A 16,875-nucleotide genomic window follows, 5' to 3' on the forward strand; every position below is an offset into this window, starting at 1 on the left:
GCGTCAGTTCCAGATGCCGGTGATGTCGTTGGCACCGGCGGAGTTGCCGGCGTGGGCGTTGACGCCGGCCAGGTCCTCCAGGGTGTGCAGCACGTCGTAGTGGTTGTAGTGGGTGGCGGTGCTGCTGCCGGGGGCGACGTGGGCGCCGTAGACCAGGGTGGGGATGCGGTTGCCGGACAGCTTGTTGTCCTCGTCGAAGGTCATGACGAGCAGGCTGTTGTTGGCCTTGGCCCACTGCGCGTAGGCGTCGAGGTTGTTCTGGATCCAGCTGTCGCCGGTGCCGACCGAACAGTCGTGCATGTCGCTGCACAGGTTCGGGATGACGAAGGAGACCTTCGGCAGGGTGGTGAAGTCGGTCGGGAAGGCGTCCATGCCGACCGCGCTGGAGGTGGGGACGTTGCCGAAGCCGAACCACGGGTTGTGCTTCTGCGCGTAGTCGCCGACGCGGCAGTCGGTGGCGCCGACGCCGGGGATGTCCTCGTTGTAGCTGCCCCAGGTCTGGCCGGAGGCGATCAGCTCGGAGGCCAGGTTCGGGCCCTGGAAGGCGCCCGGGTCCACGCAGCTGTCGTCGGTGACGCCCTGGGCGCTGCCGGAGAACAGCATGTAGTAGTTGGGCTGGCTGGGGTGGGTGAGCGCGTAGGACTGGCTGAGCGTGGCACCGCCGGCGACCAGGGTGCCGTTGATGTACGGGGCGTTGGAGCTGCCGATCACCTGGTTGTAGGCGTGGTTCTCCATCACCACGACGACCACGTGGTCGGGGGTGGGCAGGCTGCCGGCCGAGGTGTCGGCGGCGGCGGTGCCGCCGGCGGCCCAGAGGCCGAGCGAACCGGCCACCAGGCCGAGGCCGGCGGCGAGCGCGGTGACCGGGCGGAGCTTGCGCGGGGTGCGGGGGCGTGCGAAGGCCATGGGGTCCTCCGGTGTCGGGGGGCTACGAGCGGAGCCGGGCGGGCTCCGGGCTGGAGCGCCGAACACAGTAGGAGGAGTGGGGTGACGTGTACCCCACAAAAAAGGTAAAGAAAAAAAGAACAGCTCCAGTGTCCCCGGAAGCCGGGGTCACCCGCGCCCCGATTGACCCGTCCGTTCGCGCGTGGTGGGATCGCGGGGGCCCGAGCGGGGCCGAGCGCGAAGGGGTGGGCACGGATGATCGGGATCGTCTCCCTCGGCGGGAGGTGCCGCGCGCTCGCCGAGGAACTGCACGCCGCCTGGCCGGAGAGCAGCGAGCTCCGGCACGCCTCGAACAGCAACTGCTTCGGAGCGCCGGAGGCGGTCGACTACGCGGTCGGCCGGTTCGAGCGGGCGGTCGTCGTCGGGCCCGTCCCGTACACCGTCTCGACGCTGGCCCTGCGGGGCCGGCTGCCGCGCGGCGTCGACCTGCTCTGCCTGGACCCGTACGGCCGCTGGGTGGTCCAGCTGGCCGGCGGGGAGCGCGGCCGGGAGCTGGCCCGGGAGGTGCAGGCCGCCCTCGGCGTGACGCCGGTGCTCGACGAGGCGCCGCCGAGCCCGGAGGACCCGCTCGACGTCCTCACCCCGCACGCCGTCCGGTACCACCGCGCGGGCTCCGCCGCGACCGTCCGGGCCGCGGCGGACGGCAGCCCGGTGCGCCTGGTCACCGAGGTGCCGTACCCGCTGCCCGCGCTGGCGCCGCACATCCGCCCGGACGCGCCCGCGGACGCCCCGGTGCTGCGGATCACCGACCGGGAGGACCCGGGCGGCAGCGACCTGCTGGTCGTCCCGCGCACCCTGGTCGTCGGCATCGGCGCGAGCGGCGGCGCCGAGCCGGAGGAGGCGATGCGGCTGCTGATGGCGACGCTGAAGGAGACCGGCTACCTGCGCACCGCGATCGGCCGGCTGGCCACCGTCGAGGGCAAGGCCGACCACCCCGCGGTGGCCTGGGTCTCGCGCTGCCTGAACCTGCCGGTGGACGAGCACCCGGCAGCGGAGCTGGCCGAACTGACCGTGCCGAACCCGTCCGCGGCGGTCGGGACGGCCGTGGGCACCGCGAGCGTCGCCGAGGCGGCCGCGCTGGCGAGCGCGGACGGCGGCGAACTCCTCGTCCCCAAGCGGAAGTCGGCGGCGGCGACGGTCGCGATCGCCCGGGCCGCGGTGCGCGGACGGCTGGCGCTGGTCGGCCTCGGGCCCGGCGAGCCGGACCTGCTGGTGCCGCGCGCGCTGGCCGAACTGCGCCGCGCCTCCGCCGTGGTGGGCCGGCCGGCGGCCGTCGAGGCGGTGGCCGGGCTGCTGCGGCCGGGCACCCGGCTGATCCCGGTGGAGGCCGCCCGAGCCGACACCGACGCCTCCCGAACCGACAACGACACCGACACCGACGCCCCCCTGGACGCCGCCGGGCGCCCGCTCGACCACCTGGCGGCCGCCGCCCACCTGGCCGCGCACGGGCACGCCGTCGCGCTGGTCGCCCTCGGCGACGGCGCCGACCTCGCCGCGCCGCCCGGCCGGTACGACGTCCACCGCGTCCCCGGCCTGCCGCACCCCCAGCAAGGAGCCACCGCATGACCACGCCCGAACCCGACCTGCGCCACCACGGCGACGCCGAGGTCCGCGCCGACGGCAGCGGCCTGGTCGACCTCGCCGTCAACGTCCGCACCGGCACGCCCCCCGGCTGGCTGCGCGAGCGCCTCGCCGCCACCCTCGGCGACCTCGCCGCCTACCCCGACCAGGGCGCCGCCCGCGCCGCGGTGGCCACCCGGCACGGCCGGCCGGTCGGCGAGGTGCTGCTCACCTCGGGCGCGGCCGAGGCCTTCGTGCTGCTCGCCCGTGTCCTGACGCCACGTCACATCGCCGTTGTGCACCCGCAGTTCACCGAGCCCGAGGCCGCGCTGCGGGACGCCGGGCACCGGGTGCACCGGGTGCTGCTCACCCCCGAGGACGGCTTCCGGCTCGGCGCCGTCCCCGAGGAGGCCGACCTGGTGGTGCTCGGCAACCCGACCAACCCGACCTCGGTGCTGCACCCCGCCGCGGCCGTCGCCGCGCTCGCCCGGCCCGGGCGCACCCTGGTGGTGGACGAGGCGTTCATGGACACCGTGCCGGGCGAGCGCGAGTCGCTGGCCGCCGTCCGCGACCTGCCCGGCCGGGTCGTCGTGCTGCGCAGCCTCACCAAGACCTGGGGGCTGGCCGGCCTGCGGATCGGCTACGTGCTCGGCCCGGCGCCGCTGATCGCCGAGCTCGGCGCGGCCCAGCCGCTGTGGCCGGTCTCCACCCCGGCGCTGGCCGCCGCCGAGGCGTGCAGCGCCCCGGCGGCGCTGGCCGAGGCCGACCGGGCGGCGGCCGAACTGGCACTGTGGCGCGCCTACTTGCTCAAGGGTCTGGCGGCCTTCCCGGCCGTCCGGGTGTACGGCGAGCCGGCCGCCTCGTTCGTCCTGGTCCGGCTGCCGGGCGCGGCCGCCGTCCGGGAGCGGCTGCGCGGGCACGGCTTCGCCGTCCGGCGCGGGGACACCTTCCCGGGGCTGGGCGAGGAGTGGCTGCGGATCGCCGTGCGGGACGAGGCCACCACCGACCGCTTCCTCGACGCCCTGGCCGCCGTGCTCAGTTCAGCCTGAGCTCGTCCCCGACCGCGATCCGCCCGGGTACCAGCACCTGCGCGTACACGCCCGCGCAGGGCAGGGCGGGCATCCCCTCCAGCGGCACCAGCCGGTTCCGCTCGGCGGGGGTGCGCAGCGCCTCCGGGCGGCGCGGCAGCGGGCCGTGCCGCAGGGTGGGTACGGCGCAGCGCGGGGTGGGCACCAGGACGCGCAGCCGCAGCGTCGGGCCGATCGCCAACTCCCGCCCCACCCAGGCGTTCTCGACGAAGCCCTCGCCCTCGGTGCGGATCACCAGGTTCGGCCGGTAGCGCTCGGCCTCGACGCCGACCGCCGCCAGCGTCGAGCTGGTGATCAGGTGCAGCGGGGCGAAGTCGAAGAATCCGCCGTCCGGCGCGGCTCGGCCCAACTCGTTGACGGTGACGTCGACTTCGGCCTCGATGCCGTGCGCCAGCACCTGCTCCGGCACGGCCCGCTCGACGGCGGCGCCGGGCGGCCGATCGGCGATCAGCGTCACCTTCCGGCCGAGCGCCTCGGACAGCTCCGCCTCGTCGACGCGCCGCCCGTCCGGCCCGGTGATCACGGCCCCGCCGCCCCTCGAAGCCGCCGCGTACCCGAGCAGGCCGGCCCACAGCCGCGGGTGCTTGGCACTGGCGACCTTGCCGGTGGCGACGTCGAGCAGCGCCAGCGCCCGGTCGCCGGCCAGGCCGCGCGCGCCCGCCTCCGCCCGTGAAAGCTCCTCCCCCAGCAGCGACTTCACCGGGTAGCGACGAAGCCGCTCCACCGCACCGACGACCATCAGTCCTCCTCCGCCCACTCGCGCAGCGCCGCGAAGTGCAGTTCTTCCAAACCGGTCCGGGGGTCTATCCACAACGGCAGCGCCGGGCCGGGGTGGTGGGCTTCGATCCACTCGATGTCCGGCGGGCCGATCTCGTCGTCCACCCAGACGAACGGGCGCCCGGCCGCCCAGGCGACCACGTCCCGGGTCTTCCAGTGCAGGCCGTCCGGGTCCTCGCCGAACAGGTTCGTCCACGCGATGTACGGCAGCCCGGGCAGCCCGATGCGCGGGCCGATGAAGGTGTTCGCCTCGTCCATCCAGGTGGTCGCCCAGGCCAACTCGTACGGCAACGACAGCAGTTCGGGCCCGTGCCCGGGGTTCAGCCAGACCCGCAGCGGCTTCACCTGCGAACGCGGCGTCGGCGCGTTGCGGGCGACCCAGCTCTCGGGCAGCAGCCGGTGGGTCTCGTAGCCCTCGGGGCGGCGGGTGCCGGGCGCGGCGTACGGGTTGAGCGGCCCGTCCACGTCGATCAGGAGCAGCGGCGGCGTCACGCGGCGGCCCCCGCGGCAGCGGCCCACTCGCGCAGGGCGGCGAAGTCCTCGACGCGCAGGCCGAGCCGGGGGTTGACGTGCAGGGTGAGCGCCGGGGCGGGGTGGTGGGCCGCGATCCACTCGGCGTCCTGCGGCCCGAGTTCGTCGTCCACCCAGACGAACGGGCGCCCGGCCGCCCAGGCGACCACGTCCCGGGTCTTCCAGTGCAGGCCGTCCGGGTCCTCGCCGAACAGCTCCGACCACGCGATGTACGGGAGTTCGGGCAGCCCGAGGAGGGGGCCGATGAGGGTGTTGGCCTCGCCCATCCACGTGGTCGCCCAGGCCAGTTCGTACGGCAGCGACAGCAACTCCCGCCCGTGCGCCGGGTTCAGCCACACCTTGAGCGGCTTCACCTCGCCCTCCGCGCGCCGCGCCTGCCGCTGCGCCCACCAGCTGGGCGTCAGCCGGTGGGCCCGGTACCCCTTGGGCCCGCGCAGCCCGGGCGCGGCGAAGGGGTTGAGCGGTCCGTCCACGTCGAGGAGGAGCAGGGGTTGCGGCGTCATCCCTGAATTCTCGGGCGGCGGAACCGGATTGACCAGCGATTTGCGTGCTCGGGAGGAAGGAACGCCGCAGGCCCTCCCCCGTTCGGGGAAGGGCCTGCGCACACGCACCGGGGTGGATCAGACCTGGCCGGCCTTCTCCAGGGCCGCGCAGCAGGTGTTGATCAGGAGGCGGGTGACGACGTAGGGGTCGACGTTGGCGTTCGGGCGACGGTCCTCGATGTAGCCCTTCTTCTCCACCTCGACCTGCCACGGGATGCGGACCGAGGCGCCGCGGTCCGAGACGCCGTAGCTGTAGACGTTCCACGGGGCGGTCTCGTGCTTGCCGGTCAGGCGGGACTGGATGTCGTCACCGTACTGGTTGACGTGCTCCAGCACGATCTCCTGGGAGGCGCCGAGCGACTCGCAGGCGGTGATGATGGCGTCGTAGCCCTCGCGCATCGCCTTGGTGGAGAAGTTGGTGTGGGCACCCGCACCGTTCCAGTCGCCACGGGCCGGCTTGGCGTCCAGGGTGGCGTCGATGCCGAACTCCTCGGCGGTGCGGTAGAGCAGGTAGCGGGCGATCCACAGGTCGTCCGAGACGGTCAGCGCGTCGACCGGGCCGATCTGGAACTCCCACTGGCCGGGCATGACCTCGGCGTTGATGCCGCAGATCGCCAGGCCGGCGTCGATGCAGCGGTCGAGGTGCAGCTCGACGATCTCGCGGCCGAAGACCTCCTCGGCGCCGACGCCGCAGTAGTAGCCGCCCTGCGGGGCCGGGAAGCCGCCCTCGGGGAAGCCGAGCGGGCGGGAGCCCTTGAAGAAGGTGTACTCCTGCTCGATGCCGAAGATCGACTCCTGCGCGGCGTACTTGCCCTCGACCTCGCGCAGCAGGGCGCGGGTGTTGGACTCGTGCGGGGTGCCGTTCGTCTCCAGGACCTCGCAGAGGACCAGGATGTTGTCGCCACCGCGGATCGGGTCCTTGACGACCTTCACCGGCTCCAGCACGCGGTCCGAGGCGTGGCCCTCGGCCTGGTTGGTCGACGAGCCGTCGAAGCCCCAGGTGGGGATCTTGTCGGCGTTCGGCAGGACGCGAGTCTTGGAACGGAGCTTCGCGGTCGGCTTGGTGCCGTCGATCCAGATGTACTCGGCCTTGATTGCCACGGCTTGTCCCTCGCGTTGCTGGGTGGTGGGTGCCCGCGTAGCGTCGCAAGCCGCCGTTTCCCGGTTGTTCCTCTCGTGTAACGCCCATGTGAACCAACCGTCCGCGTCGGCACGGTCACGGTGCGGGAGTGCCGGGCGCGGCACTCCCGCCTCGACGGGTGCCGTCGGTGCCGTCAGTGCCGGCGGGCGTGCGCGGCGTGCCGGCGCCGGGTGGCCCACAGCGCGGCCGCCCCGCCCGCGACCAGGGCGGCGGCCCCGGCGGCCAGCGGGCCGGTGGCGTCGCTGCCGCCGGTGCTGGCCAGCCGCTCCTTCTCGACCGCGGCCCGCGGCGCGGCCGCGCGCGAGGCGGTGGTGTCGGCGACCGGCTGGGCGGCGGGTGCGGAGCTCGGCGCGGCCGCGGCCGTGGCGGGCGCGGAGGTGGCCGGCGCGGCGGGCTTCTCGCAGCTCACCGAGGCGACGGTGACGGTGCCGGTGACCTTGGCGACGTTCAGGTTGAGCGGGTTCACCTCCACGTGCACCTCCAGCGCGGAGGCCGCGGCGGTGGTCGTGGTGGTGGTCTTCCTGGAGAACTCCACCGAGACGCTGCCGACCGCCGGGACGTCCACCGTGGTCGGCCCGTACAGGCCGAGGGTGACGGGCTTGCCGAGCACGGTCAGCTTGGCGGGCGCGACGACGTTCGCAGTCGGCGCCCCGTCCACTGGGCAGGTGACCTCGGCGCTCATCGCCTCCAGGCCGAGCAGCGCGGTGCCGGTCAGGCCGGGGGCGTTCACATCGGCGTTGACCAGCTTGACGGAGGCCGCGGCGCCCTTGTCGTCGGCGCGGGTGACGGACTTGCCGATGTCGGCCTTGACCAGGGTGACCGGCCGCTGCTGGTCGACGCCGTCCACGGTGGCGGTGAGCACCGATCCTTCGCGCTCGGCCGGGGACTCGACCTTGTTCAGCGCGATGTTCACCGGCACGGCCACCGCGCTGTTCAGCAGCTTGACGTCCAGGGCGAGCTCGGCGGTGACGGCACGCGCCTTGCCCGGCGAGGGCGCCGGCTCGGCCGCCTGGACGGGCGGGGCGGTGAGCAGTGCGCACACCACCGTGGCGGCAGCGGCGGAAACGATTCGGCAGGACGGACGGGAAGACATGGCGGTACCCCCACACACGGCTGAAACGATGAGCCGCCAGTCTTCTCAAACGATCCGTCACATGAGTCACACAGAACGTCATTTCACCCGTTGGAGTGAGATTGACATTCCACGCTGACCCGACTCTGCTACGGACCCGCGTTCCGCCCGGTCAACGGGCTACGGCAGCCGCCAGTCCACCGGCTGCGCCCCCTGCCGCACCAGCAGCTCGTTGGCCCGGCTGAACGGCCGCGAGCCGAAGAAGCCGCGGTCCGCCGACATCGGGCTCGGGTGCACCGACTCGACGGTCGGGACGTTGCCCAGCAGCGGGCGCAGGTTGCGGGCGTCGCTCCCCCACAGGATCGCCACCAGCGGGCCGCCGCGCGCCACCAGCGCCCGGATCGCCTGCTCGGTGACCGCCTCCCAGCCCTTGCCCTTGTGCCCGCCGGGCTTGCGCGGCTGGGTGGTCAGCGCCCGGTTGAGCAGCAGCACGCCCTGCTGCGACCAGGGCGTGAGGTCGCCGTTGGAGGGCTGCGGCAGCCCGAGGTCGGTGCCGTACTCGCGGAAGATGTTGACCAGGCTCGGCGGGATCGGCCGCACCTCGGGCGCCACCGAGAAGCTGAGCCCCACCGCGTGGCCGGGCGTCGGGTACGGGTCCTGCCCGACGATCAGGACGCGGACGTCGGCGATCGGCTGCTGGAAGGCCCGCAGGATGTTCGGGCCGGACGGCAGGTAGGTGCGGCCGGCGGCCACCTCGGCGCGCAGGAAGTCACCCATGGCGGTGATCCGCCCGGCGACGGGCTCCAGGGCGGTGGCCCAACCGGGCTCGACGATCTCGTTCAGTGGACGCGGTGCCATGGGCGTCACCCTATCGGCCTAGACCGACAGCCCGTCACCTCGGATGATCATGCTTTCGCGGTGGCCCCGGCGCACCCCGCCGGCCGCGCCGCCTCAGCCCACCACGCGCCCCCGCAGCACCACCGCCCGCGGGTCCGCCAGCACCCGGACGTCCGCCCGCGGGTCCTCGGCGTACACCACGAAGTCCGCCGGCGCGCCCTCCTCCAGGCCCGGCCGCCCGAGCCACGCCCGGGCGCCCCAACTCGCCGCCGACAGCGCCTCGGCCGGGCTCAGCCCCGCCTTCACCAGCTCCGCCACCTCGTCCGCGACCAGCCCGTGCGCGAGCGAGCCGCCCGCGTCCGTGCCGACGAAGACCGGGATGCCCGCGTCGTGCGCGGCGCCCACCGTGGCGTAGCGGCGCTCGTGCAGCCGCCGCATGTGCGCCGACCAGGCCGGGAACTTGGCCTCGCCGCCGGCCGCGAGCGAGGGGAAGGTGGCGATGTTGACCAGCGTCGGGACGATCGCCACGCCGCGCTCGGCGAAGGCCGGGATCAGCTCCTCGGTCAGCCCGGTGGCGTGCTCCACGCAGTCGATGCCGGCGGCCAGCAGGTCCGGCAGCGACTCGGCCGCGAAGCAGTGCGCGGTGACCCGCGCGCCCTCCTCGTGCGCCGCCGCGATCGCCTCGGCCAGCGCGTCGCCGGGCCAGCAGGCGGCGAGGTCGCCGCGCTCGCGGTCGATCCAGTCGCCGACCAGCTTCACCCAGCCGTCCCCGCGCCGGGCCTCGGCCCGGACGTACGCGGCCAGGTCGCCGGGCTCGATCTCGTGCGCGTAGTTGCGGATGTAGCGGCGGGTGCGGGCGATGTGCCGCCCGGCGCGGATGATCCGGGGCAGGTCCTCGCGCTCGTCGATCCAGCGGGTGTCGGCGGCCGAGCCGGCGTCGCGGATCAGCAGGGTGCCGGCGTCGCGGTCGGTGAGCGCCTGCTTCTCGCTGGTCTCGGCGTCGACCGCGCCGTGCTCGTCCAGGCCGACGTGGCAGTGCGCGTCCACCAGGCCGGGCAGCACCCAGCCGGTCACCGTCCGGACGTCCCCGGCGGTCGGCGGGCGGGTGAAGCTCACCCGGCCGTCCACCACCCAGAGTTCGTCCCGGACGTCCTCCGGACCGACCAGCACCCGACCCCGCACGTGCAGCACCGCGCCATCGCTCATGCCCCGCACTCTAGCGGCGGCCGGGTTCCCTGTAAGCAGCGTCCATGCGGCAGACTCGTTTCCGCACCCACCACCCCGGCGGCGAAAGGCCCAGACGTGAGCGAGCGAAGCGAGCGAGCCATCGAAAGGTGCGCGTGGGTGAATGCCCTCGCCGAGCGGAGCGAGGCGGGCGCATGAGTCCCTACCTCGACCTCCCTCCGCTCAGCGCCGCCGCGTTCGCGGCGATCGAGGACCGGGTGGCCGCTCTGCTGCACACCGAGGCCGACGTGATCGTCACCCAGGGCGAGGCGCTGCTGCCGCTGGAGGCCGCGATCCGCGGCGCCGCGCACCCCGGCTCCACCGCGCTGAACATCGTCACCGGCCCGTACGGGCAGACCTTCGGCAACTGGCTGCGCTCCTGCGGCGCGGACGTCGTCGACCTCACCGCGCCCTTCGACGCCGCGGTGAGCGCCGCGCAGGTCGCCGAGGCGCTGGAGGCGAACCCGGGCATCGACTTCGTCTCGCTGGTGCACGCCGAGGCCGCCACCGGCAACACCAACCCGGTCGCCGAGATCGGCGCCGTGGTGCGCGAGCACGGCGCCCTGCTGATGCTCGACGCGGTCGCCTCCGTCGCCGCCGAGCCGCTGCTCACCGACGCGTGGGGCGTCGACCTGTGCGTGATCGGCGGCCAGAAGGCGATGGGCGGCCCGGCCGGGGTCTCGGCCGTCTCGGTGTCCGAGCGCGCCTGGGCCCGGATCGCCGCCAACCCGGCCGCCCCGCGCCGCTCCTACCTGTCGCTGCTCGACTGGAAGGAGCGCTGGACGGACGCCGGCCGCACCGTCCTGCCGCACGCCCCGGCCCAGTTGGAGATGCTCGCGCTCGGCGCCTGCCTCGACCGGATCGCCGCGGACGGCCTGCCGGCCGTGATCGCCCGCCACCGCGCCGCCTCGGCCGCCACCCGGGCCGGCGTCCGCGCCCTCGGCACGCTCAGCCCGTTCGTCCACGAGGACGCGCACGCCGCGCCGGTCGCCACCACCCTGCGCACCCCGGACGGCGTGGACGCCACCGCGCTCGCCGCCCGGCTCGACCCGGCGCTGCCCGTCCAGCCCGGCGGCGGCGCCCTGGCCGGCTCGATGCTGCGGGTGAACCACTACGGCCCGGCGGCCTCGCCGGAGACCGTCCGCGCCTGCCTGGGCGCCCTCGCGGCCGCCACCGGCGCCGACGCCGCGCCGGCCCTGGCCGCCGCCGACGCCGCCTGGGCGGCGAGCGTCTAGACGCCGCGCAGCGGCCCCGGGAGCGCTCTCCCGGGGCCGCTGCCGTCATGGGGACTCAGTGCCCGCCCGCGTCCACCACCTCGACGCCGCGGATGTTCCGCTCGATCTCCTCCGCCGGCAGCGCGACCGCCAGCGCCCAGTAGTAGATCACCAGCGAGAACACCACCACGACGCCGATGTCGTACCAGAGCCCCAGGTTCCCCTTCGCGCCCACGCCGAAGGTGCCCTGCCAGGAGATCAGGCCCATCCCGACCAGGTAGACCGGCAGCCACTGCCCGGCCCGGAAGTCCATCCGCGGCGCGTTCGGCACGCCCCTGGACGCCGCGTACACCGAGTACCCGCCGAGCAGCACGTACCCGATCACGATCGCCAGGCCGAGCCGCCACAGGGTGTCCCAGCCGGCCCAGTAGATGACCAGGCTCGCCACCGCGAAGGCCAGCGGCGAGATGATCGTGCCGCCGGGCAGGTGGTACGAGCGCTCCATCCCCGGCAGCCGCTTGCGCAGCACCCCGAAGGCCAGCGGCGCGCCCGCGTACATCAGCACCACCGCCGAGGTGATGAAGCCGACCAGCCGCTGCCAGCTCGGGAACGGCAGGAAGCAGAGCACCCCGGCCACCCAGGCGATCAGCAGGCCCAGCCACGGCACCGAACGCTTGTCGGTGTACTGCAGGGCCTGCGGCGCGTAGCCGTTGCGGCTCAGGCCGTAGGTGACCCGCGAGCTGGAGGTGATGTAGACCAGGCCGGTGCCGGCCGGCGAGATCACGGCGTCGATGAACAGGATGGTCGCCAGCCAGCCCAGGCCGATCAGCGTCGCCAGGCCGGCGAACGGGCCGCTGATCCCGGGGTAGGTGAGCGTGCTCCAGCCGCCCTTGAAGGTCTCGGGCGGGAGCGCGCCGATGAACACCACCTGCAGCATCACGTAGACGATCGTGCCGATCACCACCGAGCCGAGCACCGCCCGGGGGATGTCCCGGCGGGGGTTGCGGCTCTCCCCCGCCCACTGGATGGCCTGCTCGAAGCCGAGCAGCGCGAAGATCACGCCGCTGGTGCTGATCGCGGCGAGCACGCCCTTGGCGCCGTCCGGCGCGAAGCCGTGCACGTCGAAGTTGGAGCCGTGGAACTCGGTGATCCCGAAGGCGAAGATGGTCAGGACGGGGACGAGGACCTTCCACACGGTGGCCACGCTGTTGGTGTGGGCGAGCAGCCGCACGCCGAGGAAGTTGATCGCCACGAAGACGCCGAGCAGGGCCGCCGAGACGACGAACCCGGTGCCGGTCAGCGTCAGGTCCTTGTGGTTCAGCAGACCGTCCGCCCAGCTCCAGTGCTGGGCGTAGTTGATCATCGCCTGGACCTCGATCGGGGCGATGGTCGCCGCCTGCAGCCAGGTGAACCAGCCGAACGACATGCCGGCGAACCCGCCGAAGGCGTAGTGCGGGTACCGGGCCGTCCCGCCGGCCACCGGGAACAGGCCACCCAGTTCGGCGTGGATCAGCGCCAGCAGGACGATCGCCAGCGCGCCAATGCCCCAGGACAGCAGCGCCGCCGGGCCCGCGGCCACCGCCGCCTTCTGCGCCCCGAACAGCCAGCCGGAGCCGATGATCGCCCCGACCGAGGCCCAGAGCAGCCCGGCGAGCCCCACCTCCCGCTTCAGCCCGGTGTGCCCCGCGCCGGCGGTACTCGACTTCGTGCTGTGTGCCATGCGCGGCCACCTCTCTCATCGGGGAGAAATCCACCCCGACAGTGCCGCAGCCCCCGCGCCTCCCCACTCCTCGAAACGCCCTCCGACCTGCGCCCTCACCCGAACGGCCGCCACCGGCCGGGGTCTGCGGAACCCGTCCCGGAGATCGGTCCGGCCGCAGCGCGGGTACTGACCGGGGCCGCCGGGGGAGGACACTGGTAGCCGGTCCCGCCCGCACGAGACTTCCGGAGGAACGGTGAGCGCAGCCCCCCTGGACGGCCACCACGACGGCCGCCGCCCCATCGCCCGCACCCAGGACGCCGTCGCCGCCGCCCTGCCCCCGGCCCAGCGGATGGAGTTCTACCGGGAGATGGGCGAGGCCGACGACGAGACGATCGGCGGCGTCCTGCGGCGCTGGTGGCTGCGGGCCGAGCTCTACCGGGATCCGGAGGGCGACCGCATCCACGCCGCCGTCCAGGACGGGACGGCCCCCGGCACCTCCGCCTCGGCCGTCCTGCGGCGCCTCGGCACCCGGTGAGCACGCACGACAGGGGCCCGGACGAGGACGACCCGATCACCCTCTCCCCCGCCGTGGAGGACTTCCTGGCCGCCCCGGACACACCGGCCGACGTCTTCTCCGCCGTCGTCGCCTTCCTGGTCGACCTGCGCGAGCACCCCTTCCCCCACCTGAGCATGCCGGTCCCGGGCCGTACGGGGATGCACTCGGCGCCGCTGCGCCGTGATCTCGGGCTGGTGGAGTACGCGGTGGACGAAGGGCAGGATCCGCCGCGGGTGTACGTGTCCCGGATTCTGCGCGCCGACTGATCTGGTCGGGTCCGCTCAGGACGACGGCACCTCGGCCTGGTGGCGGAAGTCGCGGGCGTGGGCGGCGGCGGCGTCGACGTCCTCGGTGGTCTCGCTGTACATGCCCCACATGCTGCCGTCCGCCCAGTCGCAGACGGCGACGGCCTGTCCCTCCTGGTCGGCGCGGCCGCACCTCATGACGCCGCCGCGGTCGCCGGGGTCGACGCCGTGCAGGTCCGCGAGTTCCTCGCCGTTGGAGCGCTGGCGGTCGACGAGGTCGTCGAGTTCGGAGGACGGCACGAAGATGTGCCGCTCGCCGACGGTGAGGAAGACCATCCGCCGCCGCTCCTCGTCGAGGTACGTGGTGGCCGAGACGCCGGACTGGGAGCCGACCCGGCTCTGCTTGGCCCGGGAGGCCTTCGGGGCGAGCGGCAGCCCGTCGAAGGTCTTCGGCGGCTCGTACCGGTACGCCCCCAGGTTCGCGAAGTTGTCGGCGAAGGCGACGCCGAAGCCGGCCGTACCGAGAACGGCGACGGCGGCGACGGTCGACCACAGCTTGCGGCGGGAGCGCGGCGGCGGGGCGGCGGGGGTGACGTCCACCAGGAGGTCGGCGGGCTGCGGGTGATCGTTTTCTGGCACGCGCAGATTCGAGCAGGTCTGGACCTCCGCGCGCAATGCTTTTCGGCCACCTCTCCCGGCACAGTTTCCGCAGCGTTCACCCGCCCGGCACGCGGATCTCACCGCCGACCGGCAGGCTCCGGCCGCGAGGACGAGTTGGCTGTACAACTCAGCCGCGACGCCCGTGCCGCCCGCCGAGGAGGAGACCCATGACCGAGCCGCTGTCCACGTACTGGCTGCGCGACAACTGCCCGTGCGCCGAGTGCCGGGCGCCGGGGAACGGGCAGAAGCTGTTCCAGATCGACGACCTGCCGGACGACCTCACCCTCGCCGCGAGCACCGAGATCGGCGGCAACCTGGAGGTGCTCTGGTCGGACGGCCACCGCTCCCGCTACCCGCTGGCCTGGCTGCGCGAGGAGCAGGGCGACGACGGCCGCACCGAGCGGGGCAAGCGACTCTGGACGGCCGCGGACTTCCGGCGCGGCCTCCCCGAGGCCGACTGGGCGGCGTACCTGGCCGACCCGGCCGAGCAGGCCGCGGTGCTGTCCGCCGTGCGCCGCAGCGGCTTCGCGGTGCTGCGCGGGGTGCCGGCCGTGGAGCGGCAGGTCCTGGCGGTGGCCGAGAGCTTCGGGTACGTCCGGGTCACCAACTACGGCGAGCTGTTCGACGTCCGGGTCGAGCCCGACCCCAACAACCTCGCCTTCACCAGCGCCGCCATCGCCCCGCACACCGACAACCCGTACCGCGACCCGGTGCCCACCCTGCAGCTGCTGCACTGCCTGGAGAACTCCGCCACCGGCGGCGACTCCGGCCTGGTCGACGGCTTCACCGCGGCCGCGCTCCTGCGGGACGAGGCCCCCGAGGCCTTCGCACTGCTCACCCGCACGCCCGTCCCGTTCACCTTCCGCGACCGCCGCACCGAGCTGCGCGCCGACCGCCCGCTGATCGAGGTCGACGGCTTCGGCCGGATCCGCGAAGTCCGGTTCAACAACCGCTCGTTCGGCACCCTGCGCGGCGGCGCCGCCGACCTGGACGCCTTCTACGCCGCGTACCGCCGCTTCGCCGCGATCACCCTGCGCCCCGAGCTGCGGCTGACCTTCCGGCTCGACCCGGGCGACTGCCTGGTCTTCGACAACACCCGCCTGCTGCACGCCCGTACGGCCTTCGAGCAGGACGGCCGCCGGCACCTGCAGGGCTGCTACGCCGACCTCGACTCGCTCGCCTCCACGCTGGCCGTGCTGCACCGCCGCACCGCCGCGCTGGACGAGCTCGCCGGGCTGTTCGCGGGCGAGGGCGCCGGGGAGTACCTGGGCGAGGAGGTGACCATGGCCGAGCACATGCTGCAGGCCGCCGCCGCTGCCGCGGCGGCCGGGGCCGCGCCGCGGCTGGTCGCCGCCGCGCTGCTGCACGACGTCGGGCACTTCTTCGACGAGCACGGCCACGACGCCTCGCACGGACGGGACTTGATGCGGGGCCGGGACAACCGCCACAGCGACACCGGCGCCGCCTGGCTGGCGCAGTGGTTCGGCCCGGAGGTCACCGAGCCGGTCCGGCTGCACGTCGCCGCCAAGCGCTACCTGTGCGCCGTCGAACCGGGCTACCGGGAGCGGCTGTCCGAGGCGTCCGAGTACACCCTCGCGGTCCAGGGCGGCCCGATGGACGACCGGCAGGCCGCCGGGTTCGCCACGCTCCCGGGCGCCGCCGACGCGGTGGCCGTCCGCCGCTGGGACGAGCGGGCCAAGACGGCCGGCGCCGAGGTGCCCGGCTTCGAGCACTACCGCCCGCTGCTCGCCTCCCTGATGCGCTGACCAGGGGCCCTCGGCCGGGGCGGGGGCGTCAGTCCCCGTCCCGGGCGTGCCGCGAAAGCGCCGACGTGGCCAGCGAGTTGTGCACGCTGAAGGCCACCGTCCCGGGCAGGTAGCGGTCCTGGGACCACTCCACCGGGGTGCCGGTCGGGTCGGTGGTGCGCCGCCGCTCGCGCAGCAGCGGGCCGCCGCGGCGGCAGCCGAGCAGCCGGGCGTCGACGGCGTTGGCCGTCACCACGTCGATGGTGTGGTCGGCGTCGGTGAACAGGATGCCGTGCTCGCGCAGCACTTCGGTGTGCGAGACCACGTCGGTCGGCAGCTCGGCGACGATCTCGCCGACCCGCGGCGGGTAGATGGTGCGCTCGACCATCACCGGAGTCCCGGACAGCGTGCGCAGCCGCACCGTCACGTACACCTCGGCGCCCGGCTCCAGCCGCAACTGCTCGCACTCGGCGGCATCGGCCGGGCGGCGGACCAGCGAGTCCAGGATGCCGCCGGGCTCCTCGCCCATCGAGTACGCCCAGTGCGTGAAGCTCAGCAGCTCGGAGAAGCTCTGCACCCGGGCCCCGCCGAGCACCACCCGCCGGGTGCCGCGCCGCGAGGTGACCAGCCCGTCCGAGCGCAGCACCGCGAGGGCCTGACGGACCGTGCCGCGGGAGACGCCGTACTTCTCGGCCAGCGCGCCCTCGGCGGGCAGCCGGCCGGCCTCCCCGTACGCCCCGGTGGTGATGGCCTCGCGCAGGTCGGCGGCGACCTTCCGGTACAGGGCGGCGCCGCGCTCCGCGGCCGGGGCCGGGCGCCCGGGCTCAAGTGCCACGTCAGTCAATGTCCCTCCTGGGGCGGTGTCCTGCGCAGCCGTACCGGCGCGGACAGCCCGACCTTATCCCGCTGCGCGATTCGAGCATCGCACCGAACGGATCGCGCGCAGATGGCTGGATTCCACCGTTCCCGCAGCCGACCCCGGCTCTGAGCCGTCCGTTCACCTTCCCGTCACCGGGTTCCTGGTTACTTACCTCCG

At 74.3% G+C, this 16,875-nt stretch carries 17 protein-coding genes; 6 read left to right on the top strand and 11 right to left on the bottom strand.

Annotation, left to right across the window (positions count from 1 at the left end):
• Positions 1-3: 3 nt before the first annotated feature.
• Complete coding sequence (locus ACPC54_RS16415; RefSeq protein ID WP_498965468.1) at positions 4-906, bottom strand: alkaline phosphatase family protein; 903 nt, start codon at positions 904-906, stop codon at positions 4-6.
• A gap of 234 nt (positions 907-1,140) precedes the next feature.
• Between ACPC54_RS16415 and ACPC54_RS16420 the strand changes: the two genes are divergently transcribed.
• Both ACPC54_RS16420 and cobC read left to right on the top strand, forming a co-directional pair.
• A complete protein-coding gene (locus ACPC54_RS16420; protein WP_498965469.1) occupies positions 1,141-2,511 on the top strand; it encodes a cobalamin biosynthesis protein in 1,371 nt (456 codons plus the stop codon).
• Entirely contained in the window at positions 2,508-3,554 is a 1,047-nt protein-coding gene (gene cobC, locus ACPC54_RS16425; protein WP_498965470.1) for an Rv2231c family histidinol phosphate aminotransferase CobC, read from the top strand. Before ACPC54_RS16420 ends, cobC begins: the two co-directional genes overlap by 4 nt.
• On the opposite strand, the gene ACPC54_RS16430 is transcribed toward cobC, so the two are convergent.
• From ACPC54_RS16430 to ACPC54_RS16460, 7 genes are all read right to left on the bottom strand, one after another.
• Positions 3,541-4,332 carry an MOSC domain-containing protein gene (locus ACPC54_RS16430; RefSeq protein ID WP_498965471.1) on the bottom strand — a complete coding sequence of 264 codons (792 nt, stop codon included), beginning with the start codon at positions 4,330-4,332 and terminating at the stop codon, positions 3,541-3,543. The genes cobC and ACPC54_RS16430 overlap by 14 nt on opposite strands.
• Positions 4,332-4,862: a hypothetical protein gene (locus ACPC54_RS16435; protein WP_498965472.1), complete on the bottom strand. Its 531-nt coding sequence runs from the start codon at positions 4,860-4,862 to the stop codon at positions 4,332-4,334. The genes ACPC54_RS16430 and ACPC54_RS16435 overlap by 1 nt, the downstream gene beginning before the upstream one ends.
• Positions 4,859-5,404, bottom strand: a complete 546-nt coding sequence (locus ACPC54_RS16440; RefSeq protein ID WP_498965473.1) for an HAD domain-containing protein — start codon at positions 5,402-5,404, stop codon at positions 4,859-4,861. Before ACPC54_RS16440 ends, ACPC54_RS16435 begins: the two co-directional genes overlap by 4 nt.
• A 117-nt stretch (positions 5,405-5,521) precedes the next feature.
• Positions 5,522-6,544 carry a glutamine synthetase GlnII gene (glnII, locus tag ACPC54_RS16445; RefSeq protein WP_498965474.1) on the bottom strand — a complete coding sequence of 341 codons (1,023 nt, stop codon included), beginning with the start codon at positions 6,542-6,544 and terminating at the stop codon, positions 5,522-5,524.
• A 173-nt stretch (positions 6,545-6,717) separates the two neighbouring features.
• Entirely contained in the window at positions 6,718-7,677 is a 960-nt protein-coding gene (locus ACPC54_RS16450) for an SCO1860 family LAETG-anchored protein (RefSeq protein ID WP_498965475.1), read from the bottom strand.
• A 159-nt stretch (positions 7,678-7,836) separates the two neighbouring features.
• On the bottom strand, positions 7,837-8,514 hold the full coding sequence (locus tag ACPC54_RS16455; protein WP_498965476.1) for a uracil-DNA glycosylase: 678 nt from the start codon (positions 8,512-8,514) through the stop codon (positions 7,837-7,839).
• Positions 8,515-8,607: 93 nt separating this feature from the next.
• Positions 8,608-9,699: an amidohydrolase family protein gene (locus ACPC54_RS16460; protein WP_498965477.1), complete on the bottom strand. Its 1,092-nt coding sequence runs from the start codon at positions 9,697-9,699 to the stop codon at positions 8,608-8,610.
• Positions 9,700-9,872: 173 nt separating this feature from the next.
• Here ACPC54_RS16460 and ACPC54_RS16465 point away from each other — a divergent pair, with 173 nt between their 5' ends.
• Positions 9,873-10,952, top strand: a complete 1,080-nt coding sequence (locus ACPC54_RS16465) for a pyridoxal-phosphate-dependent aminotransferase family protein (RefSeq protein WP_498965478.1) — start codon at positions 9,873-9,875, stop codon at positions 10,950-10,952.
• Positions 10,953-11,007: 55 nt separating this feature from the next.
• Here the strand turns inward: ACPC54_RS16465 and ACPC54_RS16470 are convergent, their stop codons facing one another.
• Complete coding sequence (locus tag ACPC54_RS16470) at positions 11,008-12,651, bottom strand: APC family permease (protein WP_498965479.1); 1,644 nt, start codon at positions 12,649-12,651, stop codon at positions 11,008-11,010.
• Between the two features lie 235 nt (positions 12,652-12,886).
• On the opposite strand from ACPC54_RS16470, the gene ACPC54_RS16475 reads away from it, so the two are divergent.
• Together ACPC54_RS16475 and ACPC54_RS16480 are read left to right on the top strand one after the other, a co-directional pair.
• Positions 12,887-13,168 (top strand): hypothetical protein, encoded by a 282-nt coding sequence (locus ACPC54_RS16475; protein ID WP_498965480.1) that lies wholly within the window; start codon positions 12,887-12,889, stop codon positions 13,166-13,168.
• Positions 13,165-13,455 carry a hypothetical protein gene (locus ACPC54_RS16480; protein WP_498965481.1) on the top strand — a complete coding sequence of 97 codons (291 nt, stop codon included), beginning with the start codon at positions 13,165-13,167 and terminating at the stop codon, positions 13,453-13,455. The genes ACPC54_RS16475 and ACPC54_RS16480 overlap by 4 nt, the downstream gene beginning before the upstream one ends.
• Positions 13,456-13,470: 15 nt before the next feature.
• On the opposite strand, the gene ACPC54_RS16485 is transcribed toward ACPC54_RS16480, so the two are convergent.
• On the bottom strand, positions 13,471-14,073 hold the full coding sequence (locus tag ACPC54_RS16485; RefSeq protein WP_498965482.1) for a hypothetical protein: 603 nt from the start codon (positions 14,071-14,073) through the stop codon (positions 13,471-13,473).
• A 188-nt stretch (positions 14,074-14,261) separates the two neighbouring features.
• Here ACPC54_RS16485 and tmpA point away from each other — a divergent pair, with 188 nt between their 5' ends.
• A complete protein-coding gene (gene tmpA, locus ACPC54_RS16490) occupies positions 14,262-15,860 on the top strand; it encodes a 2-trimethylaminoethylphosphonate dioxygenase (protein ID WP_498965483.1) in 1,599 nt (532 codons plus the stop codon).
• A 28-nt stretch (positions 15,861-15,888) separates the two neighbouring features.
• Here the strand turns inward: tmpA and ACPC54_RS16495 are convergent, their stop codons facing one another.
• The gene (locus tag ACPC54_RS16495) at positions 15,889-16,674 is read right to left on the bottom strand and encodes a GntR family transcriptional regulator (RefSeq protein WP_045703188.1); all 786 of its coding nucleotides are present in this window, start codon (positions 16,672-16,674) and stop codon (positions 15,889-15,891) included.
• Between the last annotated feature and the right edge of the window lie 201 nt (positions 16,675-16,875).

The sequence above is a fragment of the Kitasatospora sp. NPDC094028 genome (assembly GCF_049543595.1).
In the GTDB taxonomy this organism is placed as follows: domain Bacteria; phylum Actinomycetota; class Actinomycetes; order Streptomycetales; family Streptomycetaceae; genus Kitasatospora.

What these genes read in the sequence shown, in the direction of transcription:
- ACPC54_RS16420 (WP_498965469.1), top strand. Translation starts at nt 1,141, where the DNA reads ATGATCGGGATCGTCTCCCTCGGCGGGAGGTGCCGCGCGCTCGCCGAG.
- ACPC54_RS16470 (WP_498965479.1), bottom strand. Translation starts at nt 12,651, where the DNA reads ATGGCACACAGCACGAAGTCGAGTACCGCCGGCGCGGGGCACACCGGG.
- cobC (WP_498965470.1), top strand. Translation starts at nt 2,508, where the DNA reads ATGACCACGCCCGAACCCGACCTGCGCCACCACGGCGACGCCGAGGTC.
- ACPC54_RS16465 (WP_498965478.1), top strand. Translation starts at nt 9,873, where the DNA reads ATGAGTCCCTACCTCGACCTCCCTCCGCTCAGCGCCGCCGCGTTCGCG.
- ACPC54_RS16430 (WP_498965471.1), bottom strand. Translation starts at nt 4,332, where the DNA reads ATGGTCGTCGGTGCGGTGGAGCGGCTTCGTCGCTACCCGGTGAAGTCG.
- ACPC54_RS16460 (WP_498965477.1), bottom strand. Translation starts at nt 9,699, where the DNA reads ATGAGCGATGGCGCGGTGCTGCACGTGCGGGGTCGGGTGCTGGTCGGT.
- ACPC54_RS16450 (WP_498965475.1), bottom strand. Translation starts at nt 7,677, where the DNA reads ATGTCTTCCCGTCCGTCCTGCCGAATCGTTTCCGCCGCTGCCGCCACG.
- ACPC54_RS16440 (WP_498965473.1), bottom strand. Translation starts at nt 5,404, where the DNA reads ATGACGCCGCAACCCCTGCTCCTCCTCGACGTGGACGGACCGCTCAAC.
- ACPC54_RS16415 (WP_498965468.1), bottom strand. Translation starts at nt 906, where the DNA reads ATGGCCTTCGCACGCCCCCGCACCCCGCGCAAGCTCCGCCCGGTCACC.
- ACPC54_RS16455 (WP_498965476.1), bottom strand. Translation starts at nt 8,514, where the DNA reads ATGGCACCGCGTCCACTGAACGAGATCGTCGAGCCCGGTTGGGCCACC.
- tmpA (WP_498965483.1), top strand. Translation starts at nt 14,262, where the DNA reads ATGACCGAGCCGCTGTCCACGTACTGGCTGCGCGACAACTGCCCGTGC.